This is a genomic window from Mesorhizobium sp. P2_C4 (genome assembly GCF_056404575.1).
The window spans coordinates 775,746-800,874 of sequence record NZ_JBFUDT010000002.1 but is presented as its reverse complement, the minus strand read 5'-3'; the positions used below and the strand labels follow the sequence as shown (position 1 = coordinate 800,874).

The following is a 25,129-nucleotide window of genomic DNA, read 5'->3' as shown; positions in this document are numbered from 1 at the left end:
TGCAACCGCTATGCTACTGGCAGAATGTGCCGCCATGCCGGCGCGGCTCCAGGTCGAGATGGAAATGCAGGGAATGATCCGGGTCAGAGCCTGGTCCGAGCACGGTCTTGAACGGCCCGCAGGCAGCCTTGCGCACGGCGTCGAGGAATCTGCCATCCTTCTCCGGCGGCGTCGGCCCGACTTCGATCTTCCTGCCGTCCGACAGCGTGAAGCTGGCGATGTCGAGCGCGTTGCCAAAGGCATGTTCCGACAGTTTTCTGGTGCCGTGGCGCGGCCGGCAGACAAAGGCCGATGCCTGGCTGATCGACTTCAGATCCGCGCCGAATTCGGCTTTCGCGGCCGGCTGGATGACATCGGCGGCAAAACGCGCGGCGGCTTCGGCCATCTGGCAGTTGAGCTCGGTGCCAGGGCCGATTTCGATGGATTTGCCAAGCGTCTTAAGCACTAGGGGATAGGGGATCGAACAGCCGATTTCGGGATCGCTTTCCGCCTTGTGCGCCTCGAACGCGACGCCAAGCGTCTTCAGCCGTTCGCGGCAAGCGACTTCCTCTTGCGGCATTTTTTCATCCGGCAGATCCGCCGAGCGCGGGTCGGGAAGCATCTTCTTGTCGTCGGTAACAGCTGGTTTTTCGGCTGGCTGTGGGGCAACGGCCGGCGGCTCAACCTCGGGTTCCGCAATGTCGGGCTTCTGTGTCGGCGTCGGCGCCACGGTCGGCGGCTCCGGCTCGCTCTTCGTGTGGTCCGACGGTTCTGGTGCCAGCGGCTCGGGACGTGCCTGCCTTGTCTGATGAGACTTTTCTTCATTCAACCGGTCGTCATTGGACCGGTTGGGCGCACCAGTGGTCTTTTGATCTTGGGTCTTTTGCTCTTCGGTCGTTGCGGCGTCAGTCTTCTCCGCGTCTGCGGGACGTGCCTCCGGCACCGGGACAACGTCACGGGAAGGCTGCGGATCCGGCGTTTTCTCTGGTATCTGGCTCGGCGCGATATGCCTGACACCCCGCGATTTCAGGCGATGCTTGCCCCGTCGTGTCAGCGGCTGGTCGGCCCGCGGCGTCAGCGGCTCCTCCACCCGCATCGTCAGCGGCTTGTGTTGCCTGTGGCGATGTCTGGCGTCGGCCGGCGTCACCAGCAGGCCCGTGACGGCCATGACCAGTACAATCCTGCATGTTCGGGAAAAGACAAAAGACCCCATCGCCATCAACGGCATGAGCGCCCGGAGGTTGCCTGCGGCCCATCACGAACGGTAACCGCACTGTCACGCACCAATCGCTTCCAGTCCTTCCTCCAGCCAATCGGCGAGCAACGGCATGCCAAGCAGATACTTCGCGGTGCGCTTGTTGGCGCGCTCGCGCGCCGCGGCAAGAGCGTCCGTCCATTCCGAGGCGTCGTAGTCGCCGCGGCCGACCCAGGCCAGCGCGACCAGTTCGGCCGCTTCATCGACATTGAGGTCGTTGATCAGTTCGCGCAGTTCCTCCTCGGTCAGGTTTTCGGAGCTTTCCTCGGCCAGGCCGTCATGGTGGTGATTGGCGTGCGCCTCGCCGTCGAGCTCGATCTCGTGCTCGGCGCCATCGGCATAGTCTTCGTTGACGGCGGCGCTCAGCGCCTTGGCCTTGAGAATGAACAGCCGCACGGTGTCGGGACCGATCGAAAGCTCCCATTCCTTCTCAAGGCGCCGTTGCACTGGCCTTCTCCATCCTCCGTTCTCCAGATGATAGCGGATTTAGAGCGCTCGTCACGTCACGTTCGGCTTGCCGCCATCAGCTGTGTCAGAATCCCCGGCGGAGCAGAGCTTTGCCGAATGTCTACGGACGCCGGTCCGAAAATGTTTCGCGGCCACTACTTTTTCCGGGATGAAACGGACTTCGCCCTGCGTTATTGTTGCATTACCCATCCTCAAGGAGGCTTCGATGCATAAAAGAGTGCTGATCCAGGCGGCTGCGGCGCTTGTCGCGCTGCAGTTCTTTGCGGTTCCGGTGTTTGCAGCCGGTAGTGGCGGCAGCGACCAAACCCCCCAGTGCAAGAAGGGCGAGGTTTGGGACAAAAAGCTGAAGAAGTGTGTTACGCCGAAGTATGGAATGCTCGACGACGACAACATCTACGATGCCGGTCATTCGCTGGCGATGGCGGGACGCTATGACGAGGCAATCGCCGTGCTCAGCCTTGCCGCCAACAAGCAGGATCCGCGCATCCTCAACTATCTCGGCTATTCGCACCGCCATTCCGGCCGCGTCACCGTCGGCCTCGGCTATTATGAGGAAGCGCTGCGCATCAACCCTGACTACACGCTTGTGCGCGAATATCTCGGCGAGGCGCATCTGCAGATCGGCGATCTTGCCGGCGCCCGCGAGCAGCTCAGCGAGATCGAAAAGCGCACCGGCAAGGGTTCGCGCGAATACGGCATGCTGTCGGAACAGATCGACCATTTCATGAGAAGCTGATTTACCCCAACGCTTCTCGAACCGGCTGCGAGCAATCGCGGCCGGTTTTTTGTTGGCAAAACTGCATCTGCCGCAACGGCAATTGCATAACCGGCAGATGAATTTTCAAAATCCGATTTTTTGGCGTGAAAAACCCGGGAAGATTGCTATATTCAGCGAAATTGCGGTGAAACGGTTCCGTTAGCCCGAGGCTGGCGGACCGTTTTCTTTTTGTACCCATCGACAAGGCTTTCCCCGAAACGCGGGGGTGGCGGCAGGAAAGGTCAGGCATCATGAACAAGGTCCCGATGACAGGCGAGGGGTTCGCGTCATTGAAGGAAGAGCTGCGCTGGCGTCAGCAGGAAGAGCGGCCGCGCATCATCGAGGCGATCTCCGAGGCGCGCTCGCATGGCGACCTGTCCGAAAATGCCGAATACCACGCCGCGAAAGAGGCGCAGAGCCTCAACGAGGGCCGGGTCAACGAGCTTGAGGACTATATCGCGCGGGCCGAGGTCATCGATGTCAGCAAGCTCAGCGGCGACAAGGTCAAGTTCGGCGCCACCGTGGTGCTGGTCGACGAGGACACCGAGGAAAAGAAGACCTACCGGATCGTCGGCGACCAGGAAGCGGACGTGAAATCGGGCCGCATCTCGATCTCGTCACCAATCGCGCGCGCGCTGATCGGCAAGGAAGTCGGCGACGCCATCGAGGTTAATGCGCCCGGCGGTGCAAGGGGTTACGAGATCGTCCAGGTGCAGTTTATCTAGGACCTTTTGATAATTCTGCTCTGGCGGCCAGCAATCTCTCGGCTTCAGCTACCACCTCGGCGGGCGTGACCTGGCCGCCCGGCGCAGCCAGCAGCGTCGACGAATACGGCCCGCGCGGGCCGGTCAGGCCGGGCTCGGTCGCCAGAAATATCGCGACGGTTGGCAGGCCGAAGGCGCTGGCGAGATGGGTCAGGCCGGTGTCGGCGCCGATGACCAGGGTCGAGCGGCCGAGGATCGCAGCGATTTCTGCAAGCGGTGATTTGGGCACAACGATAGCTTCGGGAACGGTCGCCGCGATGGTTTCGGCGACCGCTTTTTCCTTTGCGTTGGACCAGGTGGTGACCGGCGTCATCTTCCACGCCACCAGGAGGCGGGCGGTTTCGATCCAGTCGCCGACCGGCCATTTCTTGTCTTCGCGGCTGGTGCCGTGCAGCAGGAAGGCGGTTTTGCCTGATATGCCGGTCAGACCGCCAGCCGGCGGCTCAATGCCTGATGCCAGCGTTGAAAAATCAGGCTCGTAGCCGAGCACCAGCCCAAACAGCCGCCGCGTCCGCTCGATGGCATGGAGATCGCGCGGCACGGCGTAGCGGCGGTCGTAGAACAGGGTCGCCGAAGGCTCACGCGCGCTCGACCGATCGAAGCCGGCGATCGGTGCTGCCGCCTGTTTTGCCACCAGGGCCGACTTCAGCAAGCCTTGCGCATCGATGACGAGGTCGTAGCGGCAATCGCGCAAGCTGCGGCGCAATTCTGCCGCTTCCCGCCAGGTGCCGCCATCGACCAGCGCCTTGCGCCAGCGTCTTATCGCAACGGTGTGGATCTTGCCGATCGCCGGCTGCAAGGCAACGATGCCGGCAAAAGCCTCTTCAACGCACCAGTCGAAGGACACATCCGGACGGCGGCGGCGCGCATCCTCGACAGCGGGAAATGTGTGGATGACGTCGCCCATCGAGGAGGTCTTGACGATGAGCACCCTCATACGGCGGCCGGAATTTCCAGCAACCGGTCGGCCGCTGCCGCAACCCGTGCGACGTCCAGCGTCTTCAGGCAATTGAGGTGGCCGAGCGGGCAGATCTTCTTGTGGCAGGGCGAACAGGACAGGCCGAGCCAGACCAGTTCGCGGTGTTCGGCAAGCGGCGGCGTGTTTTGCGGCGACGTCGAGCCGTAGACGGCGACGATCGGCGTGCCGACCGCGGCGGCGACATGCATCAGCCCGCTGTCGTTCGACACCGCCAGTCTTGCCGCCGATATCAGGTCGATGGCGTCCTCCAGCCGCGTCTTGCCGGCGAGGTTGACAACGCCAGGTGCAAGCGTGGCGATTTCCGCCGTCACTTCGGCGTCGTTCTTCGACCCGAGCAGCGCGACCTGAAAACCTTTGGCCATCATGTTGCGCGCAAGGCCGGCGTAACTCTCGCTCGGCCAGCGCTTGGCCGGCCCGAATTCGGCGCCGGGCATAAGGGCGACGAATTTATCCGCTTTCAGCCCAAATCGGCCGAGCAACGCCGCCTGGTTGGCTGCATCGACGGTGAGCTTCGGAGCCCGGAATGCCCCTCCCTGGGCGAGGCCGAAATAGGCTTGCGCCGTGCGCCGTTTCACCGCTTCGGGCAACGGCACGATGTCGGTCAAAAGGCCGTAGCGCATTTCGCGCAAATTGCCGATGCGGCGCGGAATGCGGGCAAAGAACGGGATCAGCGCCGATTTCCAGCTGCCCGGCAGGATATAGGCCATGTCGTAGCGGCCGCGCAGCAGGCGGCCGAAGCGGCGGCGAATGGTGAATTCGAGCGCCCCGGGTTTCAGCGGAAAGTCGATCTGCTGGCGTAGCTCCGGCATGCGCTTGACCAAGGGCGCGGCCCAGGCAGGGGCCAGCACATCGATCGCGGCGTTGGGATGCAGTTCTTTCAGCGCCGAGAACAGGCACTGCGCCATCACCATGTCGCCCACCCAGCGTGGGCCGATCACGAGGATCGTTGGGCTTTCAGCCATTCGACATAGTCTCTGACACCGGTTTCCACTGTCCGGAATTGGCCATTGTAACCGGCCGCGCGTAAACGGGACATATCAGCTTGCGTAAAGCTCTGGTAGCTGCCCTTGAGGTGGTCGGGGAATTCGATGAACTCGATCTCGCCTTTTCCCAGCGTGTCGATCACCGTTTCGGCTATGGCGCGGAACGGCTGGGCGCGGCCGGTGCCGCAGTTGAAGATACCGCTCGAGCCGCGCTTCCACAGCCACAGATTGACGTCGGCGACATCGCCGACATGGATGAAGTCACGGCTTTGCTCGCCGGGCCCGAAACCGTCATAAGCGCCGAACAGCTTTGGGTTCTGGCCTTGCTCGACCTGGTTGAACAGATGGAAGGCGACCGAGGCCATGGCGCCCTTGTGCGCCTCGCGCGGTCCATAGACGTTGAAGTAGCGCAGTCCCGCCACCTGAGAGTGATCGGTGTCGAAGACGGTGCGCCTGATGTAGTCGTCGAAGAGTTTTTTGGAATAGGCATAGACGTTGAGCGGGCGCTCGCATTGCGGCTCTTCGCGAAACTCGGAGCCGCCGCCATATACCGAGGCCGAGGAGGCATAGAGGAAGGGCACGCGCAGCGCCTGGCAGGCATGCAGCAGACGTTTCGAATAGGCGTAATTCACCTCCATCATGAACTTGCCGTTCCACTCGGTGGTGGTCGAGCAGGCACCCTGATGGAACACCGCCTCGATGCGGCCAAGCGCGCCTGCTTCGAACTGTGTCAGGAATTCGTCCTTGTCGAGATAATCGGCGATCTCAAGGTCGGCGAGATTGGTGATCTTGTGGCCGTTGGTGAGGTCGTCGACGACGAGGATGTCGCTATGGCCTTCGGCGTTGAGAGCGGCGACGATGTTGGAGCCGATCATGCCGGCGCCGCCCGTGACGATGATCATGATGGCCTCTGGTTTGCCTTGCCGATTCCGGCCCTTATAGGGGAGGCTGGCTGGCCTGTCGATAAAGCAGGCTATTGAGAAGGGCGCGCCGGCCAGCCACAGTGGCGCCGCAAATCTCCCGCTTCAGTCGGCACGGGCCGACCCGTCGGGACGCGCGACAGGAGCAAGACAATGCCGTCGACCGAATTGCTGATTGCCTTTTTCGCCACCACGGCGATTTTCGCCTATATTCCCGGTCCGGCCATGCTCTATGCCGCCGCGCAGACGATGGCGCGCGGCCGCTGGTCGGGGCTGACGGCGGCGCTCGGCATTCATCTTGGCGGCTATGTGCATGTCATCGCCGCCGCGACGGGGCTGTCGGTGCTTTTTCACGCCGTGCCGACGCTTTACATGGCGGTCAAGCTGGTCGGTGCGCTGTATCTGATCTGGCTCGGCGTCTCGCTGTTTCGCGCCAAAGCACAAGGCGACGCGGTTCTGCCGGGTATCGAACCGAAATCGGCCCGTCGGGCGTTTTTCGAGAGCATTACCGTCGAGGTGCTCAATCCCAAGACGGCGATCTTCTTCATGGCGTTCCTGCCGCAATTCATCGATGCGTCGGCGGCGTTTCCGGTCTGGCTGCAGTTCGTCGTGCTGGGCACCATCGTCAATCTGATGTTTTCCTCTGCCGATATCATGTGCGTGTTCCTGGCAGGTGCCGTCATCGGTAGGCTGCGGCGCTCGAGCCGTGCGCAGCGGCTGATGCAGCGTGCCGGCGGCACGGTGCTGGTCGGACTGGGCGTGCATGTCGCCTTGCAGAAGGCCTGACCGGTTGAGCCGTTGCGGCCATCTCCTGCCGTTGCGCTGCGCGGAATTGCGGTATATCGGCTTCGCCGAGCCCTTTTCCCGCGCGTTGCAGATGACATGATCAAGCACAATCCGCCTTCTTCCGAACCCTTGCACCGCGCCATTGCGCGGTTCGGCAATGCTACCGTGCTGGTGGTCGGAGATTTCATCCTCGACCGTTTCGTCAACGGCGTCATCGAGCGGATCTCGCCGGAAGCACCGATCCCGGTGCTGCATGGGCGCGGCGAAACGTCGGCGATGGGCGGCGCCGGCAACGTCATCGCCAACATCGTTTCGCTTGGCGCTGCCGCCATACCGGTGTCGGCGATCGGCGCCGACACGGCCGGAAACACGCTGGTGCGCATGCTGGGCGAGCTGGGTGTCGACACCAGCGGTCTGGCGCAGGATGGCGATCGCATGACCTCGTCGAAAAGCCGCTTCAGCGCGCTCAACCAGCAGGTGCTGCGCTTCGACGAAGAAGAGATCAAGCCGCTCGGCGACGCGGAGCGGGCGACGCTGATCCGGCATTTCCGCGCAGCGCTCAAACAGGCCGACATCGTCATCCTGTCCGACTACGGCAAGGGCATATTGCTCGACGGCGTTGCCGGCGAGCTGATCTCGATCTGCCGCGAGGCGGGAAAGCCGGTGCTGGTCGACCCAAAGGGGCGCGACTATGCGCGCTATGCCGGAGCAACCGCGATCACGCCCAACCGCAAGGAATTGGGCGAGGCCGTCGGCCGCGCGGTGTTTGTCGACGAGGAGATCGTGGCGGCCGCGCGGGAACTGATCTCGGCGCACGATTTCGATTTCGTCGTGGCGACGCGCAGCGAAAAAGGCATGAGCGTCATCGGCCCTGACGATGCCCGCCACATCGCCACTCAAGCGCGCGAGGTGTTCGACGTCTCGGGCGCCGGCGACACGGTGATCGCAACGTTTGCGCTGGCGCTTGCCGGCGGCGCCGACCGCGTCATGGCGGCCTCCATCGCCAACGCCGCCGGCGGCGTGGTGGTGGGCAAGCGCGGCACTGCCCGGCTGACGGTCGAGGAATTGACCGGCGCGCTGTTTCGCTCGCACGGACCGACCGCCCACAAGGATGCGATCCTCGATGCCACAGCAGCCGCGCGGATGGTGGCGGCGTGGAAGGAGGAGGGCCTGAGCGTCGGCTTCACCAATGGCTGCTTCGACATCCTGCATGCCGGCCATGTCAGCCTTTTGCACGCCGCGCGCAGCCAGTGCGACCGGCTGGTTCTGGGTCTCAACAGCGATGCCTCGGTGCGCCGGCTGAAGGGTGCCGGGCGTCCAGTCAACGACCAGCATGACCGCGCCTGCGTGCTGGCGGCACTTGCCTCGGTCGACGCGGTCGTGGTTTTCGAGGAAGACACGCCGCTGGCGTTGATCGAAGCGCTTCTGCCCGACATTCTGGTCAAGGGCGCCGACTACACGGTCGAAACCGTGGTCGGCGCCGACGTGGTGCAGAAGGCGGGCGGGCGCGTCGTACTCGTCGATCTCGTCGCCGGCAAAAGCACGACCGGCACCATCGGCAAATTGCGTGCCGGCAGCACTACCAACTGAGGTTTTCATGTCTGAGCTAAACGACTACCTGGTCCGCTCGGCGGCCGCGATCAACGCAATGGTCGAGCGCGACCTCACGGCTGAGATGGAGCGAGCGGTGACGTCGGTCGTCGCGGCTCTTTCCCAGGGCAAGGCGCTGCTGATCGCCGGCAATGGCGGTTCGGCCAGCGACGCCATCCACATCGCCGGCGAGCTGGTCGGCCGCTTCCTGAAGGAGCGCAAGGCCTACAATGTCATCGCACTGCCGGCCAATGCCGCGGTGCTGACCGCCTGGGGCAATGATTACGGCTTCGACACGGTGTTTTCGCGCCAGGTCGAGGCGCATGGTTCGGCCGGCGGCGTGCTGCTCGCCATCTCGACCAGCGGCAATTCGCCGAGCATCCTCGCGGCCGCCGAACAGGCACGGATGATGGGCATGACGGTGATCAGCCTGACCGGCGACACCGGTGGCAAGCTGAAGCCGCTCTCGGACATCCTGCTCAACGTGCCCTCGACTTCGACGCCGATCATCCAGCAGGGGCATCTGTGCCTCTATCATCATCTGTGCGAAGTGGTCGAAGCGCACCTGAGCAATGGCTGACGGGACGCCGCCGGTGAAGCCGAACCCGTATCCGCTCGAAGAGCCGGGGCTGTGGGTCGAGCGGATCGGCACAAGGGTTTTCGCCCTGGGAACACCGGCGTTGTTCCTCGATCGCGATGGTACCATCAACATCGACACCGACTATCCCAGCGATCCCACCGACATCGTCTTGCGTGGTGACATCGTGCCGGTGATCGAGGCCGCCAACCGGGGCAAGATCCCTGTCGTCGTGGTCACCAACCAGTCCGGTATCGCGCGCGGCTATTTCGGCTGGGGCGCGTTCGCCGCCGTCAACGGCCGCGTGCTCGATCTGCTCCGAGAAAGAAACGTGTTCGTCGATATGGTCGTCGCCTGCGCCTATCACGAGGCGGGTAAGGGGCCGCTCGCCATCGCCGACCATCCGATGCGTAAGCCCAATCCAGGCATGCTGCTTGAGGCAGCAATTCGTCTCGGGCTCGATCTCGAACGCTCGCTGATCGTCGGCGACAAGGTGGCGGACATGGAAGCGGGGCAGCGCGCTGGCCTGGCGCGTGGCTGGCTGGTCGACGGCGAGGCCTCCGAAGAGATCGGTTTCAAGGTGATGCGCCTGCACGACCGCAACGATCTCGCCGGCCTGGTGGCGGCGATCGAGGGGCTGGCTCGCTACTAGGGCGTGCTGAACGCCACCAAGCCTTCATCCTTGACGCGGCGGATGGTGAGCGCGGTGCGCACCGTGTCGACATTCGGCGCCGAGGCCAGTTGCTCGATGACGAAGGTCTGGAAGGTGCCGAGGTCGCTCGCCACGCAATGCAGCAGGAAATCGGATTCACCCGACACCATCCAGGCATCGCGCACGATCGGCCAGCCGCGCGTGCGCTCGGCGAAGGTCTTTAGTTCAGCATCGGCCTGGTGGTGCAGGCCGATCAGGCAGAAGGCGACGACGTCCATGCCGAGCGCCGGTGCATTGAGCAGCGCGCGATAGCCGCGGATGATGCCGGTTTCCTCCAGCCGCCTGACGCGGCGCAGGCAAGGTGGCGCCGAAATGCCGACGCGGCTCGACAGTTCGACATTGGTCATGCGCCCGTCGCCCTGGAGTTCGCGCAGGATCTTCCAGTCGATGGCGTCGAGGTCGGCTTTGAGCGGCATGGGCGGCTTTCGTACGGCGCGAAAGAATCTTTCGTGATTTTGTAATTAAACGAGTTCACTGTCCATTCCATCCCCGCCTCTGAAGGATTTTCCCGGGCCTCTGAAGGATTTCTCGGGCTGTCGACACAGCGACAGCCCTTGGCGCGGAAGCTTTCCGGGGACGAATGCCAACTCGCCTTGCTGGCGTGGCGGGCAGCACTTACATTACGCGCGATATCAAACGAGATTTCCATGCCACAATCGCTGGCTGCTCTCCGCAGAGGCTTTAGATGACCACCAAGCACGCGCCTGTTCTTATCATTGGCTCCGGCCCCGCCGGCTATACGGCGGCGGTCTACGCTGCCCGCGCCATGCTGAAGCCGATGCTGGTCGCCGGCTTGCAGCAAGGCGGCCAGCTGATGATCACCACCGATGTCGAAAACTATCCCGGCTTCGCCGATCCGATCCAGGGTCCTTGGCTGATGGAGCAGATGCTCAAGCAGGCCGAGCATGTCGGCACCGACATCATCAACGACATCATCACCGAGGTCGATCTCAATGTGCGGCCGTTCCGCGCCAAGGGCGATTCCGGCACCACCTACACTGCCGACGCGCTGATCATCGCCACCGGCGCGCAGGCGAAATGGCTGGGCATTCCGACCGAGCAGACCTTCATGGGTTTTGGCGTCTCGGCCTGCGCCACCTGCGACGGCTTCTTCTATCGCGGCAAGGATGTCGCGGTGATCGGCGGCGGCAATTCGGCGGTCGAGGAAGCGCTCTATCTCTCCAACCTCGCCAAGAGTGTTACGGTCATTCACCGACGCAACGATTTCCGTGCCGAGCGCATCCTGCGCGAGCGGTTGTTCAAGAAGGAAAATGTCCGCGTCATCTGGGACACGATCGTTGACGAGATCACCGGCCGGCCCGGCGTGAAACCGCTGCCGCCCTCGGTCGAAGGGCTGAAGCTGCGCAACGCGGTGACCGGCGAGGAAACGCATCTGAAGGTCGATGGCGTGTTCGTGGCGATCGGCCATGCGCCTGCGGTCGAACTGTTCGCCGGCAAGCTGAAGCAGAAGCCCAATGGCTATCTGTGGACGGCACCGGATTCGACCCGCACCGACGTGCCCGGCGTGTTCGCCGCCGGCGACGTCACCGACGACATCTACCGTCAGGCGGTGACGGCGGCGGGGCTCGGCTGCATGGCCGCACTTGAGGCGGAAAAGTACCTGGCCGGCATCGAGGTTCATCGCGAAGCGGCGGAATAAGTTTATCAAAGCGGCGGGGCAAGCCGCTCAAAAGCCTGATTTTTCATTCAGACGCCAAAAAACAGAACGAGGGGAATCATGGCGTTGGACTGGGACAAGCTACGCGTGTTTCACGCCGCGGCGGAGGCTGGGTCCTTCACCCATGCGGCTGAGACGCTGCATCTGTCGCAATCGGCGATTTCGCGGCAGGTCAGCGCGCTCGAACATGACGTCGGCGTGCCGCTGTTCAACCGCCACGCCCGCGGCCTGGTGCTGACCGAACAGGGCGAGATGCTGTTTCGCACGGCGCATGACGTGCTGATGAAGCTGGAGACGATCAAGTCGCGGCTGACCGAGGCCAAGGACCGGCCATCCGGCGTGCTGCGGGTGACGACGACGGTGGGCCTGGGCGCCGGCTGGCTGACCGAGCGGGTGCAGGAATTCATCGAACTCTATCCTGAGATCAGCCTGCAGCTGATCCTGGCCAATGAGGAACTCGACCTCACCATGCGCCAGGCGGATTGCGCGATCAGGCTGCGCCAGCCGCAGCAGCCGGACCTCATCCAGCGCCGCCTGTTCACCGTGCATTTCCACCTCTATGCCTCGCCGGCCTATGTCAACAAACATGGCAAGCCGGCTTCGGTCGCCGAGCTGAAGAACCATCGGATCGTCACCTTCGGCGTTCCGGTGCCCTCGCATCTGTCGGAGTTGAACTGGCTGGAAACGATCGGCGATTTCGAAGGCGGGCAAAGGGTGCCGACGCTGCAGATCAACGACATCCTGTCGATCAAGCGCGCCGTTCAGGGCGGCGCCGGTATCGCCATGCTGCCCGACTATGTGATCAACAAGGAGTCTGGTCTGGTGCAGTTGCTGCCGGAGACCGAAGTGCCGTCCTTCGACACCTATTTCGCCTATCCGGATGCGATGAAGAACCAGGCGAAGCTGCATGTGTTTCGCGATTTCATCATCGCCAAGGCGCGAAGCTGGTCTTTCTAAATCACCCTGATCGGGAGTGCCTCTGGCCAGCAGCTTGATGTTCATCGGCGCGGCAACCGGCGCATGGCTGTTGTCGATAAGCAATGTCGCTATTGTGTTCTCCGCGACTTTGGCAATTCTCGTGCTAGTGTGCGCGGGCATGTTGCGAATGCGGCATTCCATTGCATTCCTGGACCAAATCAATCAGCGGAGAGTGCCATGACCTGGGGAATTCCAACGGCTGCATTCGTCACGATCCACGTCGTCCTCAGCCTTATCGGCATCGCAGCAGGCGTCGTTGCGCTCGCCGGATTGTTGACAGGAAAAACGTTCGGCAGGTGGACGATGCTGTTTCTTGCCGCAACCATCCTGACGAGCGTCACGGGGTTTCCGTTGCCGCCCCTGGGGATCGATCCGCCGCGCATTGTCGGCGGGATTTCGCTGGTGTTGCTCGGTCTCGCCGTGATCGCACTGTACCTCTTCAGGCTGGCTGGGGCCTGGCGTTGGATCTACACAAGCTGCGCGATTGCCGCGCTTTACCTGAACGTCTTTGTCGGCGTGGTGCAGGCATTTCAGAAGCTACCGTTTCTTCAGCCGCTGGCGCCGACACAGTCAGAACCGCCATTTCTGGTCACACAGTTGGTCGTGCTCTTGATCTTCATCGGTCTGGGTATCCGAACCGCCATGGTGTTTCATCCAGAGCTGGGTCGAAGCGGGACTAACCCCACGATGTAAAGCCGGGAAGTTCGATGACGCGAGCCTGGCGCCGCCTTCGTCTTGATGATGGTACTAGCTAGTTGCCTCCCCGCCAGGGCGTCAGCCGCGGCAGCCAGCCGGGGACGTTGCGGCGGTAGGTTTCGTATTCGGCGCCGTAGCGGCGGGCCAGCGTCGGCTCCTCGTAGAGCCTGACGAAGGATCCCATGACAATCGTGCCGATGGCGGCATAGGCGACAAGCGTCCAGCTCGAGAACAGCAGCGCCTGGCCGAGAATGATCGACAGCACGGCGACATACATCGGGTTGCGGACATGGCGATAGATGCCGCCGACGACCAGTCTTTCGGTCGGCGCCACCGGGGCGGGGGTGCCCAGGCCTTCGAGGGCAAAGCGGGCGAAGGCATGCAGCAACAAGGCCGCGGCCGCGACAATGAGGATCGTGCCGACCACGACAAAGCCGGGCATGCTCGACAATGGCAGACCATAGCGATCCGTCAGCAGCCAGGGCACCAGTCCCGCGACGACGCATGGTGCGGCGATGAAGAACAGCGCGCTGCCGGCGATTGCCTGAGGTGTTCGCATCGAGGTCTTCCTGCAAGCTCACGGCCTGGTGCCGTAAAAATAAACGCCGGCTGCCCGATTCAGCATCATTCGGCGTTTTGCGAATTTCGGCAACAGAATCGGTTCAGATCGGCGGTTTCGCAATGGCTTTGGTGCCGGGCGCGCCCATTTCGGCGGGTTTTTCTGGTCCTATCGGGTCCGAAAATGGGTTGGACCACAGACTGCGTCTTTTTGCATGCGTGTGTTGCAAAATAGATGCTTGTTTCTTGGGCATGATGAGCACATATATAGTTCATCTCCTGGGCGCGTTCTCCTCCCATTAGCGCCCGCGAGTGTTCCCCTCTGGAGGTTAGCCTTAACAGGCACTTCCAATCAAACTCAGCCGGATCTTTATTGATCCGGCTTTTTTGTTGCCCGAACCCTGCTGGGGTTGACGGAAAATTGATCAGCATTGCCGCGTAACAGTGACATGTAACCCCAGGTAACATGTCGCGGACGCACTCTATGGATTAAGTAGAGCATAGGACGCGGTTGGTTCGTTCGGGAGATGGGGGCATCACTCGAACGGTCCGGGCTCAGGCGGCTACCGCGTCCGAACCTTTTCTCTGCCGGCCAACACGGCGGAAATCGTGCGGCGGACCTGCCGTTTTTACCTCCCACGAAGACGGTCCGCAAAACGGCGTCCGGTTGTCCGGGCGCCGTTTTCATGTCGGCGGCGATGGCGAAGCAAGCCGCCACCGCAAGCGTCTGCTTCAGGCAGCCTTGCCGTTGGAGTTCATCGCCTCATCGGCGAGACGCCCGGTCAGCTCGGCCATGTGATCGAAGACGCTGCGGTAGGTGGCAACGCCTGCGGTCGCCGAGCGCAATTCGATGATCAGGTCGCCGATCTCCGCTTGCGGCATGGTCGCCTCGACGACATCCCATCCCGGCCAATCGGGCCGCGCGTCGTAGCCGAGGATCTGGCCGCGCCGCTGCGGGATGAGCGCAATGATCTTCGAGGTGGCGTCGGACGGCGTGACGATCTCGACCTTCATCACCGGCTCAAGCAGCACCGGCGAGCAGGCGGCCATGCCTTCCTTCATCGCCAGCTTGGCCGCCATCTGGAAGGCCATGTCCGAGGAATCGACGGCATGGTAGGAGCCATCGGAGAGGTTGACGGCGACATCGACCACCGCAAAGCCAAGCGGGCCGGATTTCAGATAGTCGCGCACGCCTGTTTCAACCGACTGGATGTAGGTTTTCGGTACAACGCCGCCGGTGATGGTGTCCGAGAACTGGAAACCGGAGCCGCGCGGCAGCGGCTTGATCTCGATCACCACGTCGCCGAACTGGCCATGGCCGCCCGACTGCTTCTTGTGGCGGCCGCGCTGCTGGACGGACTTGCGGATCGTCTCGCGGTAGGGGACCGCCGGAGCGTGGCCCTCGACCGGAATCTGGTTCTTGCCCTCCAGCCTTTCGCGCACGACGCGCAGATGCATCTCGCCATGCCCGGACAGCACGGTTTCTGCCGAATCCTGGTTGTGGCGCAGGCTGAGCGAGGGATCCTCCTCGGCCAGGCGCTGGATGGCCGCCGACATCTTGACCTCGTCCTTGCGTTCCTTCGGACGCAGCGCGAAGGCGAAGACCGGTTGCGGCGGTGCCAGGGCGACAAGTGGCTTGATGCCACCTTTGGCCGAGCTCAGCGTCTGGCCGGTCTTGACGTCGTCAAGCTTGCCGAGCGCGACGGTATCGCCTGCTTTGGCGGAGGTCAGTTTCGACTGGTCCTTGCCCAGCATCTTGTAGATGCCGGAGACTTTTGCCGTCTCGCCGTTCGGGAGGTAGAGCTCCGAGGCATCGGCAAGCTGGCCGGAGAGGATGCGCGATACCGAAAGCTTGCCGCCATGCGCCGTGTGAATGGTCTTCATCACCTGGACCACGGCCGCGTTGCCGTCGGGCGCGCCGAGGCGCTTGCGGGTCGCTTCGACATCGGGCGCATCATGGCGGATTGCCTTCAAGAGGCGCAGCACGCCATTGCCCTTTTCGGCGGTGCCGATCAGCACCGGCGTCACAATGCCGGCGCGCAGGTCGGCTGAGAGGTCATCGAAGATCTCGTCCTTCGGCGGCTCGATCTCCTCCAGCAACTGCTCCATCAACTGGTCGTCATGGTCGGCGAGCGTTTCCAGCATGGAGAAACGCGCTTCCAGTTCGCGCGCCTTGTCGTCGCCGGGGATCTGGGCGACTTCGCTTTCGGTATATTCGCGATAGATGTAGGCGCGCTCCAGCGCGAGATCGATCGAGCCGATGACGACGCCGTCCTTGCGCAGCGGAATCTGACGCAGCAGCAGCGGCACCGAGCTGGCCGGCTGCAGCATCTTCAGCGTGTCGCGCACGCCGGCGATTGCCTTGTCGACCTTGTTGAGGAACAGGATGCGCGGCACGCCGAGATCGTCGAGCTTGCGCATGATCAGCTGCAAAGCGGGGATCTTCTTCTCGTCGGCTTCGGCGACGACCACAGCGAGGTCGCAAGCGGCCAGCACCGGCTCGGCCTCGAAGGAGAATTCGATCGAGCCGGGACAGTCGACGAAGGTGATCTGCTCGCCCATGAATTCGGTAGTGGCGACGGTCGCCTCGACGCTCATGGCGTGGGCGCGCGCCTCGGGCGAATGATCGGAAACGGTGTTTCCCGATGAGACGGGATTTTGGCGGGGAATGGCGCCCGTACGGGCGAGTATGGCTTCGAGAAGTGTCGTCTTACCGCTTGCAAAGGGACCGACTATGGCAATGCATTTCGGTCCCGTGCGTCGTCCTCCGGCGCGAGTACCCATGACTGACCTCCACTCAGGCGTTTCCCTGGGAGCGGCGGCCGGCCTGTCGACCGTCGCGGGCGGGGTTCTTTTCGTTTGCCACCTGCCCAAATGTATCGTCCCACGGGTTAGCCGGCAGGGCAAGGAAAATAGGATCCGTGCTTTTCCATCGGTCACGCGATTGCACCGCGCCGGATATCGGACGAAACTGTTGAGCGCCCCTGACGACAGAGAGAAGCAGGCGGCTTCCGTTGGCCGCCATCAGCCGACCAGATTAAGGATTGCTGTCATGAAGATCATTGCCTGCGGCAGCGTCGCAACCATCATCGCGCCGGAAAAGTACTTTACCGGCCGTGTGTTGCAGACGCCGGTCATCGAGAAAGAGGCGCCGGCGCGGCTACGCGCCACCATGGTCAGCTTCGAGCCCGGCGCTCGCACCCACTGGCACACGCATCCGCTTGGCCAGACGCTGTATGTCACCGCGGGCGCCGGCCGCGCGCAGAGCTGGGGTGGGCCGATCCAGGAGATCAAGGCTGGCGACGTCGTCTCGTTTGAACCAGGCGAAAAGCACTGGCATGGCGCTGGGTCGAAATCGGCGATGACGCATATGGCGATGCAGGAAGCGCTCGAAGGCTCCCACGCCGACTGGATGGAGCAGGTCACCGACGAGCAGTACGGCGGCTGAGGCCACAAAGGCTCTGTTGGGCCGACATGAAAAACCCGGCCGCGCGGCCGGGTTTTTCATGATCTCGTCGATGTGCCGATCAGGTCAGCGATGCGGTAAAGCGCTGGATGCGCGTGCAGGCTTCCTCGAGCAACGTCTCCGACGTGGCGTAGGAGATGCGGAAGTTCGGCCCGAGGCCAAAGGCCGAACCGAACACGACCGCTACGCCTTCGGCCTCGAGCAGCTCCGAGCAAAAGGTTTCGTCGGTGTCGATCACCTTGCCGGCTTTGGTCTTCTTGCCGATCAGCTGGGCGCAGGATGGATAGACGTAGAAGGCGCCCTCCGGCGACGGGCAAGAAATGCCGCGCGCCTGGTTGAGCATCGAGACGACGAGGTCGCGCCGGCCTTGGAAGATAGCCTTGTTCTTGGCGATGAAATCCTGCGGGCCGTTCAGCGCCTCGACCGAGGCCCATTGGGCGATGGTGCAGGCACCGGAGGTCTGCTGGCCCTGGATCATGTCCATCGCCTTGATCAGCGCCACCGGCCCGGCCGCATAGCCGATGCGCCAGCCGGTCATGGCATAGGCCTTCGACACGCCGTTCATGGTCAGCGTACGCTCGTAGAGTTTCGGCTCGACCTCGGCGATGGTCTTGAAGACGAAGTCGCCATAGGTCAGGTGCTCGTACATGTCGTCGGTCAGCACCCAGACATGCGGATGCTTCAACAGCACGTCGGCCAGCGCCCTGAGTTCGGCTTCCGTGTAGGCAGCGCCCGACGGGTTGGACGGCGAGTTCATCAGCAGCCATTTGGTCTTTGGCGTGATCGCCTTTTCCAGCACTGCCGCCGTCAGCTTGAAGCCGTTGTCGATGGAGGTGTCGGCAAAGGCCGAGGTGCCGCCGCAGATCGCCACCATTTCGGGATAGCTGACCCAATAGGGACGCGGGATGATGACCTCGTCACCGGGGTTCAGCGTCGCCATGAAGGCGTTGAACAGGATCTGCTTGCCGCCGGTCCCGACAATGGTCTGCTCCGGTCTGTAGTCGAGATTGTTCTCGCGCTTGAACTTTTTCGCGATCGCTTCGCGCAGCGGCGCGATGCCCGAAACCGGCGGATATTTGGTCTCGCCACGGCGGATGGCTTCGATCGCCGCATTCTTGATGTTGTCGGGCGTGTCGAAATCCGGCTCGCCGGCGCCCAGGCCGATAATGTCACGGCCGGCGTTTTTCAGCTCGCGCGCTTTCTGCGTCACCGCGATGGTCGCGGAAGGCTTTACGCGGGAAAGGGCGTCGGCAAGAAAGGCCATGACCAGGTGTCTCCAGAGACGATAGGCGCGGCCAACAGCGGCCGCGGCGCTTCTCATGTCGCATCATTTAGCCAAGCGCAAGCATTGTCGGGTGAGCCAGGGCTCAAATCCTCGGCAACACAAAATTCATTAACGAGGGGTAGACCCTTTGCATGGCAGGATCGCGGTCCAATTCCGCCAATCTTGCGGAGCGAGGAACCGTGTCGAGCAGCATCGGGCTTGCCCACCACATCATTCGCCAGAATGACGGCACCTCCACCGGTGTCTGGGGCATCTATACGCTGCAGAGCGCCTTCCAGCCGATCTTCGCCTTCAGGGGTGGCAAGCTGTCGGCCGTCGCCTTCGAGGGGCTTATCCGGCCGTTTCGCGACGGCGAGCCGCTGTCGCCGATGAGCTTTTTCAACAACTGTCCGGCGGGCGACCGCCTGCATATCGAGGCGCTGACGCGGACACTTCACCTTCTCAACGCCGGCGCCTGCTTGCCGGAAGAGGCGTCCATCTTCATCAATTTCGACCCCTCGGTGTTCACTGATCGTGCCATCTCCGACCATGCGCTGCGCGACATGCGGCTGGTGCTGCAGGAGGCCGGCATCGATCCGCGCCGCGTCGTCTGCGAGGTGACCGAGCAGAAATCGGCATCGCAGGAAACCCTGCACAGTTTCGTCGCGGCGCTCAAGGCCAATGGATTTCGCATCGCCGTCGACGATTACGGCGCCGACGAGTCCGACATCAACCGCATCAAGGAACTCAAGCCTGATATCGTCAAGTTCGATGCGCACTGGATCACGCAGCTGATGGAGTCCGGTGCCGGCTTTGCCCTGCTGACCGCCATGGTGACGAGCTTCGAACAGCAAGGAATTCGCACCGTGTTCGAGGGCATCGAGGAAGGCTGGCAGCTTGAGCTGGCCGAAAAGTCGGGAGCCTCCATGGTGCAGGGCTTCGTGATGGCGCGACCGGAACTGGCGCCGACCAGTTTTCGTACATTCGGCAAGGACACGCAGCCATCGGGCGCGGCAGCCGATGCGGGGGCTTCCAGCCCAACCGCGGCGCCGTCGGCACGCCCGGTGAAAGCATTCGGGCGCAGGAAAGCGCCATGATCCGACCAGGCGACAGGCGGCGCAATGCCGGCGAGGCGATCTTTGCCGACGAGATCGGAATCGAATACGGCATCTATGGCGAATTCCGGCTGAAGAGCGCCTATCAGCCGATCTTCATGCCGCGCAGCAGGACATTGACGGCGGTCGCCGTCGAGGCGCTGGTCGAGCCGCACCGCGCCGGCAGGCCGGTTGCGCCACCGGTGTTTTTCGACGGCGTGCCAGTAGAGGATCGTCTGCTGGTCGAGACCATGTGCCGGATGCTGCATCTGAGGAATTTCCGCAATATCGGCGTCGACGGACTTAATCTGTTCTTCAACTACAACCCGCTGATCAACGATCATCACGGACGGGCGCTGGCCGAAATCCGGCTGATGACCAGGCATCTCGGCGAGCTCGGCCTGCATCCGGCGATGCTGGTCTGCGAGATCACCGAGCAGGCGGCCGATGACAAGGTGCTCATTAGCCTGGTGCGGGAGATGCGGCGTGACGGCTTCCGCATCGCCATCGACGACTTTGGCACCGGCCACTCGACGGAAGAGCGGATAAGCCTTCTGCAGCCCGACATCGTCAAGATCGACGGCGCCTGGTTTGCGGAATTCTGCCGCCATGCCGCCGCCGAACGGTTTTTTCGGCCGCTCGTCTCCATGCTGCATGACCGCGGCGCCAAGGTGCTGGTCGAGGGGATCGAGCAGTCCGTGCACCTTCGCGTCGCGCTGGAGGGTGGTGTCGACCTGCTGCAGGGTTTTCTCTTGGCGCGGCCCGCGCTGGCCGGCACGATCTTCAATGAAGAGCCGCTGCGCATCGACACGCTGCTCGGCACCGACAACAAGGTCATCCCCTTGCATCAGCGCCGCTGATGGACGCGCCAAAACAAATCACTGGTTGACGCCGTTCCCGTCGCGATAATTGCCCAGCCAGGGAGCGCAGCCCCAAGGGAGCGGCAATGACCATACTTTACGGGATGATCGACAGCGGCAATTGCTACAAGCCGCGCCTGTTGATGGCCAAGCTCGGCATCGCCTTCACCAATATCGAGGTGAGTTCGCACACCGGTGAGACGCGCAAGGCCGACTATGTCGCCAAGAACCCCAATGCCATGGTGCCGCTGCTGGAACTCGACGATGGGCGGCGGCTTGCCGAATCCAACGCCATCCTGCTCTATCTCGCCGAAGGCACGCGTTTCCTGCCGACCGACAGCTATGAGCGGGGGCTGGCCTATCAGTGGCTGTTCTTCGAGCAGTACAGCCACGAGCCCTACATAGCGGTGCGCAAGGCGCTGCTGACCTTTCCTGAAAGAGCCAAGGACGCGACGCCGGAGCGGCTGGCGGTGACGCTGGAGCGCGGCAACAAGGCGCTCGGCGTGATGAACAGGCAGCTGCAAGGCAGGGCGTTCTTCGCTGGTGATGCCCTGAGCGTCGCCGACATCGCGCTCTATGCCTATACGCATACGGCGGAGCAGGGCGGCTTCCAGCTTGATGACTTTCCGGCGGTGGCGGCCTGGCTGAAGCGGGTCGAGGCGGATCCGGGGCACGTGCCGATGGAATGGCTGGGTTGAGACCTTTTGATAATTCTACTCCGGCGGCCAGCTGGCGCGGCTTTCTGCGCTTCCGGTGCTCACGTACATTAAGTACGCTCCGCTCCGGTTCTCGAAAGCCACGCCATCTGACTCACCGGAGCGAATTCTCAATAAGGTCTCAGACGGCGCTGCATCCGGAATCCAGACAAATAAAAAGGCGGGATAAATCCCGCCTTCCCATTTCCGGTAGCCTGATCGGGAGCGTTGGTCCGGGCTGGCAGCTATCTGCTGATCCAGCTTGTCGGGTCTTTTCGCTCCGGTACGCTTCTCGCGCGACCGTCAGTACATCCGTGACTTGCCGCGCGCCCCGAGCTGTCGCCCGGCGCGCGCCATTCGCAAAATCAGGCCGCCTTGCTCAGAGAACCAGCGGACGACTTGCCAGTGCGGCGGTCCTGCTCGATCTCGAAGTTGATCTTCTGGCCTTCGACCAGGGTCGACAGCCCAGCGCGCTCGACAGCGGAGATGTGAACGAAAACGTCCGCGCCGCCATTGTCAGGCTGGATGAAGCCGAAGCCCTTGGTGGAGTTAAACCACTTGACCGTACCAGTTGCCATTTAGATAGTCCTTCAACATTTGCTTTAGTTTGACCGAACCGAAGTCCAGCCGGTGTGCATCGAGATTTTGGAGATAGACGTCAGCAAACGCGAAGATCGCGAGGCCCGGATCGATCGGCCGAAATATCAATGGGACGCATATAGTCTGGTTTTGCACCAAAAACAAGATGGTGCGGAAAAACCCGTCACCGCGGCACCGCCCAACGGCCGCCCCAATCGCGTGAAAGCGTTGCAAAATTGGGAAGATCGTACCGCCCTCTGGCGTTGGTCCGGTTTTGGGAGAAGACCATGAAAACCATTCTGCTCGCCGCCTGCCTGACGCTGGTCGCCGCCGAGGCGCAGGCGATCTCGCGCTATGACCCGACCCATATGAGTTGCGGCAAGGTGCAGGCGACGATCGCCAGGCAAGGCGCGGTCATCTTGCGCTACCAGTCGACGCGCGTGCCGGGACTGCCGCTCTACGATCGCTATGTGCAAAGCGAGCAATTCTGCACCATGGGCGAGGTCAGGAAACGCGCCTATGTGCCGAGCGCCGACACGAAATCCTGCCCGGTCTACATCTGCAAACGGGTGGATTCGGAGCGGCGTTTCCGCCGGCGACTTCTCCCGGACTAGAGTTTTCCAGGCGTTATCCCGAAACAGGGTCGGGCTTACGTGCCGGCCTCAGAATCCGAACGATACCTGTGCCGGCGGCGGCGGGCCGACGCGCACGCCTTCCATCGCCAGCATCTTTTCCTTGGTGGCAGAACCGCCCGGCGCGGAAAACCCGCCGATCTTGCCGCCTGCGGCAAGAATGCGATGGCACGGGATGACCAGCGGCACCGGGTTGGCGCCAAGCGCTGCGCCGGTTTCGCGCGGCAGGCCGGCATGGCCGGCGCGTTTGGCCAGTTCGCCATAGGTGGTGGTTTCGCCATAGCTGAGTTTCCGCGCCGCGTCATAGATGGCGAGACGGAAATCGTCGACGCCGGCGAGATCGACCGGCACGCCGGAGAAATCGACATCCTCGCCCGCGGCATAGGCCTTGATCGAGGCGATCAGCTCGACCACCCATTGCGGCTGGTCGGCCGAGGTGGAAACACCGGCATGGCGAAACAGTCGGCGCTCCACCGCCTCGCGGCTGCGCTCGGGCAGGCAAAGCCGGATCAGCCCTGTCTCGCTCCAGGCAATGCCCATGAAGCCGATCACTGTTTCTAACACTGCGTGGCCGGCTGTGATCGGGGAGGTGGTTTCCATGGCGGACTCCTTTGCGCAAAAGGCCAAGAAACGGGTACGTGTCTGGTACAGATAGGGAACAATATCGCAGCTTGCACTCGGTCTCGCCACCCGAAAACCACCTGATGGCCCTGATTGCCGCCGGAAAAGCGCTGGTGTAAGGACTTCTTAACAACCCGACAAACTGGACCCCCGCGGCTTGCCAGCGAAAATCATCATCACCGCAATCGGCGTGCTCGTTGCAGCGGCCGGCCTCAGCGGCTGCACCACGACATCGCAGACCAAGGCTACGCCGGCGCTTGCCGCGGCCGCCACGCCTGCGGACGATACGCCGACGGTTGCGCTGCCTGAAACCGTGGCCGTGCTGCCGGAACCGTCCGGCCTTGCCCAGGTTCAGACGGCGGCGCTGACCGGCGAGACCGTCGCTGGGGCGACGCCAAGCGCGCCGGCGACGCTAGGCGCGCTGCCGGCGCCGGCGCAACCTGGCGAAGTGCTGGCCCAGCCGGCCGCCTTTGCCGGCTCGACACCTGTCGCCGGACAGTTTCCGCCGCCGCCGGCGGTGATGGCCGGCACGTCGCCGACAAGCCCCGGCTCCATCAAGGCCGCGCCCGTCTATGCCACCGCGGCCGTCGCCATGCCGCTCACTGGCCAGACGGTCAAGACGGCCGAGATGCCGGGCGTTCAACAAGTCGCCTATGTCGTGCCGCAGAATCCTGCCGCCCTTGTACAAGCCCCGCTCAGCCCACCGGTGGAACCCGCCACCGGACCGCGCGGCGAGATCGAGCGGCTGATCGAGAAATACGCCGCGCTCTATCAGGTGCCGGTGGATCTGGTGCGTCATGTCGTCAACCGCGAGAGCACCTTCAACCCGAAAGCCTACAATCACGGCCATTGGGGGCTGATGCAGATCAAGCACGCGACGGCGCGCGGCATGGGCTATCTCGGACCGGCAAGCGGCCTGTTCGACGCCGAGACCAATCTGAAATACGCGGTCAAGTATCTGCGCGGCGCCTGGCTGGTCTCCGACGGCAATGAAAAGCGCGCCGACCGGCTCTACCAGACCGGCTATTACTACGACGCCAAGCGCAAGGGCCTGCTGGAAGAAACCGGCCTTGGCCGTGACCGTTCGCGCCGCCGCCTGCAGCCCGATGCCTGAGCCGCGTCCGCCGGCGCTCAACGACATCCGGCTGCGCAAGATCCTCGACGACACACTTGTTGCGCCGCGCTGGCCCGAGGGCTTTGTTATGCGCGGCTTTGCGACCACTGACGCGCTCGCCTTGCACACGCTGCTGAGCGAAGTGTTCGACGATGGCAGCGACGGTCCGTTCGACGAATGGTGGCCGCGCATTGCAAATGACGCCGAATTCGATCCGGCTTTGTGCTTCCTGGTCATCGACGGCAAGGGCCGGCTGGCGGGGGCGGCGCTGTGCTGGACGCGGGCCTTCGTCAAGGACCTTGCCGTCCACCCCGAGGCGCGCGGCAAGGGTATTGCCGAGGCGCTGATGTGGCACGCCTTCGCCGTCTTTCATGCGCGCGGTGCCGCCTATGTCGACCTGAAGACCAACACGGTCGAGAACGCCGCCGCCGTCAGGCTCTATGAGCGTCTCGGCATGACGCCGGTCGCCTGGGAAGGGTAAGGCGGTTTCTGCCGTTGGGGAAAGCGTTCGCTTTGTGAACTGCTTCACATAGGCCGCTGCAGGCAAATGTTAACCACATATCCACGCCGCTCGACCGGTCAGGGATCTGCGAGAGGCGAGATATCGGAGTGGGCTGCGCCGGCATGTGTCGGTCCCTCCCGGGCGGGTCTCAGGCGGGGGTTTGGGACCCGCCTGTTCTTGGTGGGTATCTTCACGCCGACATGTTCAGCCTGACACCACCCGCTCAGATGTCGGGTGCGTTGCCGATCTTCCGCTTCAGCTCGAGCGCCCAGGCGCGACCCTCGTCGCCACCCCACAGCAGCCAGGCGATGGTGCCGGCCGACGGGTTCGCCTCATTGCCATAGTTCTTGCCGCGCTTGTCGACCTCGTGACGGGCGAAAAAGCTGACCATGCGGCGGATGGTGGAGGGTGCGAGTTTTTCGCGATTCATCAGTTCGGTGGCCCGCGCCACACCGATCTCGGTGCCGCCGCGACCGAATTTTTCGCGCAGCCGCAGACCCTTGGCGGCGTTGTCGGCAACGATCTGCGGACAGCGCAGGTCGATCTCGTCATCGTCGGCTTCGTGCATTTCTTCTCCCCGGATCCCGCAAGCTCTAGCCGATGGGAAGAATGCGGGGAAGCA

General features: G+C 63.0%; 30 protein-coding genes. 17 read left to right on the top strand and 13 right to left on the bottom strand.

The features are described 5' to 3' along the window. Positions 1 to 13 precede the first annotated feature (13 nt). Positions 14 to 1,153, bottom strand: a complete 1,140-nt coding sequence (locus tag AC1DX6_RS10175; protein ID WP_477313681.1) for an extensin-like domain-containing protein — start codon at positions 1,151 to 1,153, stop codon at positions 14 to 16. Positions 1,154 to 1,255: 102 nt separating this feature from the next. Beyond that, positions 1,256 to 1,681, bottom strand: a complete 426-nt coding sequence (locus AC1DX6_RS10170) for a DUF3775 domain-containing protein (RefSeq protein ID WP_477312777.1) — start codon at positions 1,679 to 1,681, stop codon at positions 1,256 to 1,258. A 226-nt stretch (positions 1,682 to 1,907) separates the two neighbouring features. Between AC1DX6_RS10170 and AC1DX6_RS10165 the strand changes: the two genes are divergently transcribed. Next, positions 1,908 to 2,438 (top strand): tetratricopeptide repeat protein, encoded by a 531-nt coding sequence (locus tag AC1DX6_RS10165; RefSeq protein WP_477312775.1) that lies wholly within the window; start codon positions 1,908 to 1,910, stop codon positions 2,436 to 2,438. A 1-nt stretch (position 2,439) separates the two neighbouring features. Here the strand turns inward: AC1DX6_RS10165 and AC1DX6_RS10160 are convergent, their stop codons facing one another. Next, positions 2,440 to 2,712: a hypothetical protein gene (locus AC1DX6_RS10160; RefSeq protein ID WP_477312773.1), complete on the bottom strand. Its 273-nt coding sequence runs from the start codon at positions 2,710 to 2,712 to the stop codon at positions 2,440 to 2,442. Here AC1DX6_RS10160 and greA point away from each other — a divergent pair. Beyond that, positions 2,711 to 3,184 (top strand): transcription elongation factor GreA, encoded by a 474-nt coding sequence (gene greA / locus AC1DX6_RS10155; RefSeq protein ID WP_095090920.1) that lies wholly within the window; start codon positions 2,711 to 2,713, stop codon positions 3,182 to 3,184. The genes AC1DX6_RS10160 and greA overlap by 2 nt on opposite strands. On the opposite strand, the gene waaC is transcribed toward greA, so the two are convergent. From waaC to rfaD, 3 genes are read right to left on the bottom strand one after another with little or no spacing between them, the layout of a single operon-like run. Then, positions 3,177 to 4,160: a lipopolysaccharide heptosyltransferase I gene (gene waaC / locus AC1DX6_RS10150; RefSeq protein WP_477312771.1), complete on the bottom strand. Its 984-nt coding sequence runs from the start codon at positions 4,158 to 4,160 to the stop codon at positions 3,177 to 3,179. The two genes, greA and waaC, sit on opposite strands and share 8 nt — an antisense overlap. Further along, positions 4,157 to 5,164, bottom strand: coding sequence for a lipopolysaccharide heptosyltransferase II (waaF, locus tag AC1DX6_RS10145; RefSeq protein ID WP_477312769.1), 1,008 nt, complete (start codon positions 5,162 to 5,164; stop codon positions 4,157 to 4,159). Before waaF ends, waaC begins: the two co-directional genes overlap by 4 nt. Then, the gene (rfaD, locus tag AC1DX6_RS10140) at positions 5,137 to 6,087 is read right to left on the bottom strand and encodes an ADP-glyceromanno-heptose 6-epimerase (RefSeq protein ID WP_477312767.1); all 951 of its coding nucleotides are present in this window, start codon (positions 6,085 to 6,087) and stop codon (positions 5,137 to 5,139) included. Before rfaD ends, waaF begins: the two co-directional genes overlap by 28 nt. A 171-nt stretch (positions 6,088 to 6,258) precedes the next feature. Here rfaD and AC1DX6_RS10135 point away from each other — a divergent pair, with 171 nt between their 5' ends. The 4 genes from AC1DX6_RS10135 (at position 6,259) to AC1DX6_RS10120 (ending at position 9,710) form a co-directional block, all read left to right on the top strand. Beyond that, entirely contained in the window at positions 6,259 to 6,891 is a 633-nt protein-coding gene (locus AC1DX6_RS10135; RefSeq protein WP_477312765.1) for a LysE family translocator, read from the top strand. 96 nt (positions 6,892 to 6,987) lie between these two features. Continuing rightward, positions 6,988 to 8,481, top strand: a complete 1,494-nt coding sequence (gene rfaE1, locus AC1DX6_RS10130; RefSeq protein ID WP_477312763.1) for a D-glycero-beta-D-manno-heptose-7-phosphate kinase — start codon at positions 6,988 to 6,990, stop codon at positions 8,479 to 8,481. 7 nt (positions 8,482 to 8,488) lie between these two features. Then, positions 8,489 to 9,061 carry a D-sedoheptulose-7-phosphate isomerase gene (locus AC1DX6_RS10125; RefSeq protein ID WP_477312761.1) on the top strand — a complete coding sequence of 191 codons (573 nt, stop codon included), beginning with the start codon at positions 8,489 to 8,491 and terminating at the stop codon, positions 9,059 to 9,061. Next, positions 9,054 to 9,710 (top strand): D-glycero-alpha-D-manno-heptose-1,7-bisphosphate 7-phosphatase, encoded by a 657-nt coding sequence (locus AC1DX6_RS10120; RefSeq protein WP_477312759.1) that lies wholly within the window; start codon positions 9,054 to 9,056, stop codon positions 9,708 to 9,710. The genes AC1DX6_RS10125 and AC1DX6_RS10120 overlap by 8 nt, the downstream gene beginning before the upstream one ends. Here AC1DX6_RS10120 and AC1DX6_RS10115 read toward each other — a convergent pair. After that, positions 9,707 to 10,186, bottom strand: a complete 480-nt coding sequence (locus AC1DX6_RS10115; RefSeq protein WP_477312757.1) for an Lrp/AsnC family transcriptional regulator — start codon at positions 10,184 to 10,186, stop codon at positions 9,707 to 9,709. The two genes, AC1DX6_RS10120 and AC1DX6_RS10115, sit on opposite strands and share 4 nt — an antisense overlap. Before the next feature lie 269 nt (positions 10,187 to 10,455). Here AC1DX6_RS10115 and trxB point away from each other — a divergent pair, with 269 nt between their 5' ends. From trxB to AC1DX6_RS10100, 3 genes are all read left to right on the top strand, one after another. Next, positions 10,456 to 11,430 (top strand): thioredoxin-disulfide reductase, encoded by a 975-nt coding sequence (trxB, locus tag AC1DX6_RS10110; RefSeq protein WP_477312755.1) that lies wholly within the window; start codon positions 10,456 to 10,458, stop codon positions 11,428 to 11,430. A gap of 78 nt (positions 11,431 to 11,508) precedes the next feature. Then, positions 11,509 to 12,405 carry a LysR family transcriptional regulator gene (locus AC1DX6_RS10105; RefSeq protein ID WP_477312753.1) on the top strand — a complete coding sequence of 299 codons (897 nt, stop codon included), beginning with the start codon at positions 11,509 to 11,511 and terminating at the stop codon, positions 12,403 to 12,405. A gap of 198 nt (positions 12,406 to 12,603) precedes the next feature. Then, positions 12,604 to 13,119, top strand: a complete 516-nt coding sequence (locus AC1DX6_RS10100; RefSeq protein WP_477312751.1) for a hypothetical protein — start codon at positions 12,604 to 12,606, stop codon at positions 13,117 to 13,119. Positions 13,120 to 13,177: 58 nt separating this feature from the next. On the opposite strand, the gene AC1DX6_RS10095 is transcribed toward AC1DX6_RS10100, so the two are convergent. Then, on the bottom strand, positions 13,178 to 13,681 hold the full coding sequence (locus AC1DX6_RS10095; RefSeq protein ID WP_477312749.1) for a methyltransferase family protein: 504 nt from the start codon (positions 13,679 to 13,681) through the stop codon (positions 13,178 to 13,180). 731 nt (positions 13,682 to 14,412) lie between these two features. Beyond that, the gene (locus tag AC1DX6_RS10090; RefSeq protein ID WP_477312747.1) at positions 14,413 to 16,464 is read right to left on the bottom strand and encodes an elongation factor G; all 2,052 of its coding nucleotides are present in this window, start codon (positions 16,462 to 16,464) and stop codon (positions 14,413 to 14,415) included. Positions 16,465 to 16,732: 268 nt separating this feature from the next. Here AC1DX6_RS10090 and AC1DX6_RS10085 point away from each other — a divergent pair, with 268 nt between their 5' ends. Beyond that, the gene (locus AC1DX6_RS10085; protein ID WP_477312745.1) at positions 16,733 to 17,128 is read left to right on the top strand and encodes a (R)-mandelonitrile lyase; all 396 of its coding nucleotides are present in this window, start codon (positions 16,733 to 16,735) and stop codon (positions 17,126 to 17,128) included. Positions 17,129 to 17,207: 79 nt separating this feature from the next. On the opposite strand, the gene AC1DX6_RS10080 is transcribed toward AC1DX6_RS10085, so the two are convergent. Then, positions 17,208 to 18,410 (bottom strand): pyridoxal phosphate-dependent aminotransferase, encoded by a 1,203-nt coding sequence (locus AC1DX6_RS10080; RefSeq protein ID WP_477312743.1) that lies wholly within the window; start codon positions 18,408 to 18,410, stop codon positions 17,208 to 17,210. A gap of 200 nt (positions 18,411 to 18,610) precedes the next feature. On the opposite strand from AC1DX6_RS10080, the gene AC1DX6_RS10075 reads away from it, so the two are divergent. The 3 genes from AC1DX6_RS10075 to AC1DX6_RS10065 all read left to right on the top strand — a co-directional run bounded on the left by AC1DX6_RS10075 (position 18,611) and on the right by AC1DX6_RS10065 (position 21,062). Then, positions 18,611 to 19,507 (top strand): EAL domain-containing protein, encoded by an 897-nt coding sequence (locus AC1DX6_RS10075; protein ID WP_477312741.1) that lies wholly within the window; start codon positions 18,611 to 18,613, stop codon positions 19,505 to 19,507. Next, the gene (locus AC1DX6_RS10070) at positions 19,504 to 20,364 is read left to right on the top strand and encodes an EAL domain-containing protein (RefSeq protein WP_477312739.1); all 861 of its coding nucleotides are present in this window, start codon (positions 19,504 to 19,506) and stop codon (positions 20,362 to 20,364) included. The genes AC1DX6_RS10075 and AC1DX6_RS10070 overlap by 4 nt, the downstream gene beginning before the upstream one ends. Positions 20,365 to 20,450: 86 nt before the next feature. Further along, a complete protein-coding gene (locus AC1DX6_RS10065) occupies positions 20,451 to 21,062 on the top strand; it encodes a glutathione S-transferase family protein (RefSeq protein ID WP_477312737.1) in 612 nt (203 codons plus the stop codon). 362 nt (positions 21,063 to 21,424) lie between these two features. Here AC1DX6_RS10065 and AC1DX6_RS10060 read toward each other — a convergent pair whose 3' ends face one another. Beyond that, entirely contained in the window at positions 21,425 to 21,637 is a 213-nt protein-coding gene (locus AC1DX6_RS10060) for a cold-shock protein (protein ID WP_112396569.1), read from the bottom strand. A gap of 52 nt (positions 21,638 to 21,689) precedes the next feature. Between AC1DX6_RS10060 and AC1DX6_RS10055 the strand changes: the two genes are divergently transcribed. Both AC1DX6_RS10055 and AC1DX6_RS10050 read left to right on the top strand, forming a co-directional pair. Continuing rightward, complete coding sequence (locus AC1DX6_RS10055; RefSeq protein WP_477312735.1) at positions 21,690 to 21,929, top strand: hypothetical protein; 240 nt, start codon at positions 21,690 to 21,692, stop codon at positions 21,927 to 21,929. Beyond that, positions 21,926 to 22,252, top strand: a complete 327-nt coding sequence (locus tag AC1DX6_RS10050) for a hypothetical protein (protein ID WP_477312733.1) — start codon at positions 21,926 to 21,928, stop codon at positions 22,250 to 22,252. The genes AC1DX6_RS10055 and AC1DX6_RS10050 overlap by 4 nt, the downstream gene beginning before the upstream one ends. Positions 22,253 to 22,300: 48 nt before the next feature. Here the strand turns inward: AC1DX6_RS10050 and AC1DX6_RS10045 are convergent, their stop codons facing one another. Beyond that, the gene (locus tag AC1DX6_RS10045) at positions 22,301 to 22,870 is read right to left on the bottom strand and encodes a methylated-DNA--[protein]-cysteine S-methyltransferase (RefSeq protein ID WP_477312731.1); all 570 of its coding nucleotides are present in this window, start codon (positions 22,868 to 22,870) and stop codon (positions 22,301 to 22,303) included. A gap of 178 nt (positions 22,871 to 23,048) precedes the next feature. Here AC1DX6_RS10045 and AC1DX6_RS10040 point away from each other — a divergent pair, with 178 nt between their 5' ends. Both AC1DX6_RS10040 and AC1DX6_RS10035 read left to right on the top strand, forming a co-directional pair. Then, on the top strand, positions 23,049 to 24,005 hold the full coding sequence (locus AC1DX6_RS10040; protein ID WP_477312729.1) for a transglycosylase SLT domain-containing protein: 957 nt from the start codon (positions 23,049 to 23,051) through the stop codon (positions 24,003 to 24,005). Further along, positions 23,998 to 24,486 carry a GNAT family N-acetyltransferase gene (locus AC1DX6_RS10035; protein WP_477312727.1) on the top strand — a complete coding sequence of 163 codons (489 nt, stop codon included), beginning with the start codon at positions 23,998 to 24,000 and terminating at the stop codon, positions 24,484 to 24,486. Before AC1DX6_RS10040 ends, AC1DX6_RS10035 begins: the two co-directional genes overlap by 8 nt. A 244-nt stretch (positions 24,487 to 24,730) precedes the next feature. Here AC1DX6_RS10035 and AC1DX6_RS10030 read toward each other — a convergent pair whose 3' ends face one another. Beyond that, a complete protein-coding gene (locus tag AC1DX6_RS10030; protein ID WP_477312725.1) occupies positions 24,731 to 25,075 on the bottom strand; it encodes a hypothetical protein in 345 nt (114 codons plus the stop codon). Positions 25,076 to 25,129: the final 54 nt, after the last annotated feature.

Bases quoted from the DNA above. Each gene is read 5' to 3' on its own strand.
- AC1DX6_RS10165 (WP_477312775.1), top strand. From the start codon at position 1,908: ATGCATAAAAGAGTGCTGATCCAGGCGGCTGCGGCGCTTGTCGCGCTG.
- greA (WP_095090920.1), top strand. From the start codon at position 2,711: ATGAACAAGGTCCCGATGACAGGCGAGGGGTTCGCGTCATTGAAGGAA.
- AC1DX6_RS10160 (WP_477312773.1), bottom strand. From the start codon at position 2,712: ATGATGCCTGACCTTTCCTGCCGCCACCCCCGCGTTTCGGGGAAAGCC.
- waaC (WP_477312771.1), bottom strand. From the start codon at position 4,160: ATGAGGGTGCTCATCGTCAAGACCTCCTCGATGGGCGACGTCATCCAC.
- waaF (WP_477312769.1), bottom strand. From the start codon at position 5,164: ATGGCTGAAAGCCCAACGATCCTCGTGATCGGCCCACGCTGGGTGGGC.
- rfaD (WP_477312767.1), bottom strand. From the start codon at position 6,087: ATGATCATCGTCACGGGCGGCGCCGGCATGATCGGCTCCAACATCGTC.
- AC1DX6_RS10135 (WP_477312765.1), top strand. From the start codon at position 6,259: ATGCCGTCGACCGAATTGCTGATTGCCTTTTTCGCCACCACGGCGATT.
- rfaE1 (WP_477312763.1), top strand. From the start codon at position 6,988: ATGATCAAGCACAATCCGCCTTCTTCCGAACCCTTGCACCGCGCCATT.
- AC1DX6_RS10125 (WP_477312761.1), top strand. From the start codon at position 8,489: ATGTCTGAGCTAAACGACTACCTGGTCCGCTCGGCGGCCGCGATCAAC.
- AC1DX6_RS10120 (WP_477312759.1), top strand. From the start codon at position 9,054: ATGGCTGACGGGACGCCGCCGGTGAAGCCGAACCCGTATCCGCTCGAA.
- AC1DX6_RS10115 (WP_477312757.1), bottom strand. From the start codon at position 10,186: ATGCCGCTCAAAGCCGACCTCGACGCCATCGACTGGAAGATCCTGCGC.
- trxB (WP_477312755.1), top strand. From the start codon at position 10,456: ATGACCACCAAGCACGCGCCTGTTCTTATCATTGGCTCCGGCCCCGCC.
- AC1DX6_RS10105 (WP_477312753.1), top strand. From the start codon at position 11,509: ATGGCGTTGGACTGGGACAAGCTACGCGTGTTTCACGCCGCGGCGGAG.
- AC1DX6_RS10100 (WP_477312751.1), top strand. From the start codon at position 12,604: ATGACCTGGGGAATTCCAACGGCTGCATTCGTCACGATCCACGTCGTC.
- AC1DX6_RS10095 (WP_477312749.1), bottom strand. From the start codon at position 13,681: ATGCGAACACCTCAGGCAATCGCCGGCAGCGCGCTGTTCTTCATCGCC.
- AC1DX6_RS10090 (WP_477312747.1), bottom strand. From the start codon at position 16,464: ATGGGTACTCGCGCCGGAGGACGACGCACGGGACCGAAATGCATTGCC.
- AC1DX6_RS10085 (WP_477312745.1), top strand. From the start codon at position 16,733: ATGAAGATCATTGCCTGCGGCAGCGTCGCAACCATCATCGCGCCGGAA.
- AC1DX6_RS10080 (WP_477312743.1), bottom strand. From the start codon at position 18,410: ATGGCCTTTCTTGCCGACGCCCTTTCCCGCGTAAAGCCTTCCGCGACC.
- AC1DX6_RS10070 (WP_477312739.1), top strand. From the start codon at position 19,504: ATGATCCGACCAGGCGACAGGCGGCGCAATGCCGGCGAGGCGATCTTT.
- AC1DX6_RS10065 (WP_477312737.1), top strand. From the start codon at position 20,451: ATGACCATACTTTACGGGATGATCGACAGCGGCAATTGCTACAAGCCG.
- AC1DX6_RS10060 (WP_112396569.1), bottom strand. From the start codon at position 21,637: ATGGCAACTGGTACGGTCAAGTGGTTTAACTCCACCAAGGGCTTCGGC.
- AC1DX6_RS10050 (WP_477312733.1), top strand. From the start codon at position 21,926: ATGAAAACCATTCTGCTCGCCGCCTGCCTGACGCTGGTCGCCGCCGAG.
- AC1DX6_RS10045 (WP_477312731.1), bottom strand. From the start codon at position 22,870: ATGGAAACCACCTCCCCGATCACAGCCGGCCACGCAGTGTTAGAAACA.
- AC1DX6_RS10035 (WP_477312727.1), top strand. From the start codon at position 23,998: ATGCCTGAGCCGCGTCCGCCGGCGCTCAACGACATCCGGCTGCGCAAG.
- AC1DX6_RS10030 (WP_477312725.1), bottom strand. From the start codon at position 25,075: ATGCACGAAGCCGACGATGACGAGATCGACCTGCGCTGTCCGCAGATC.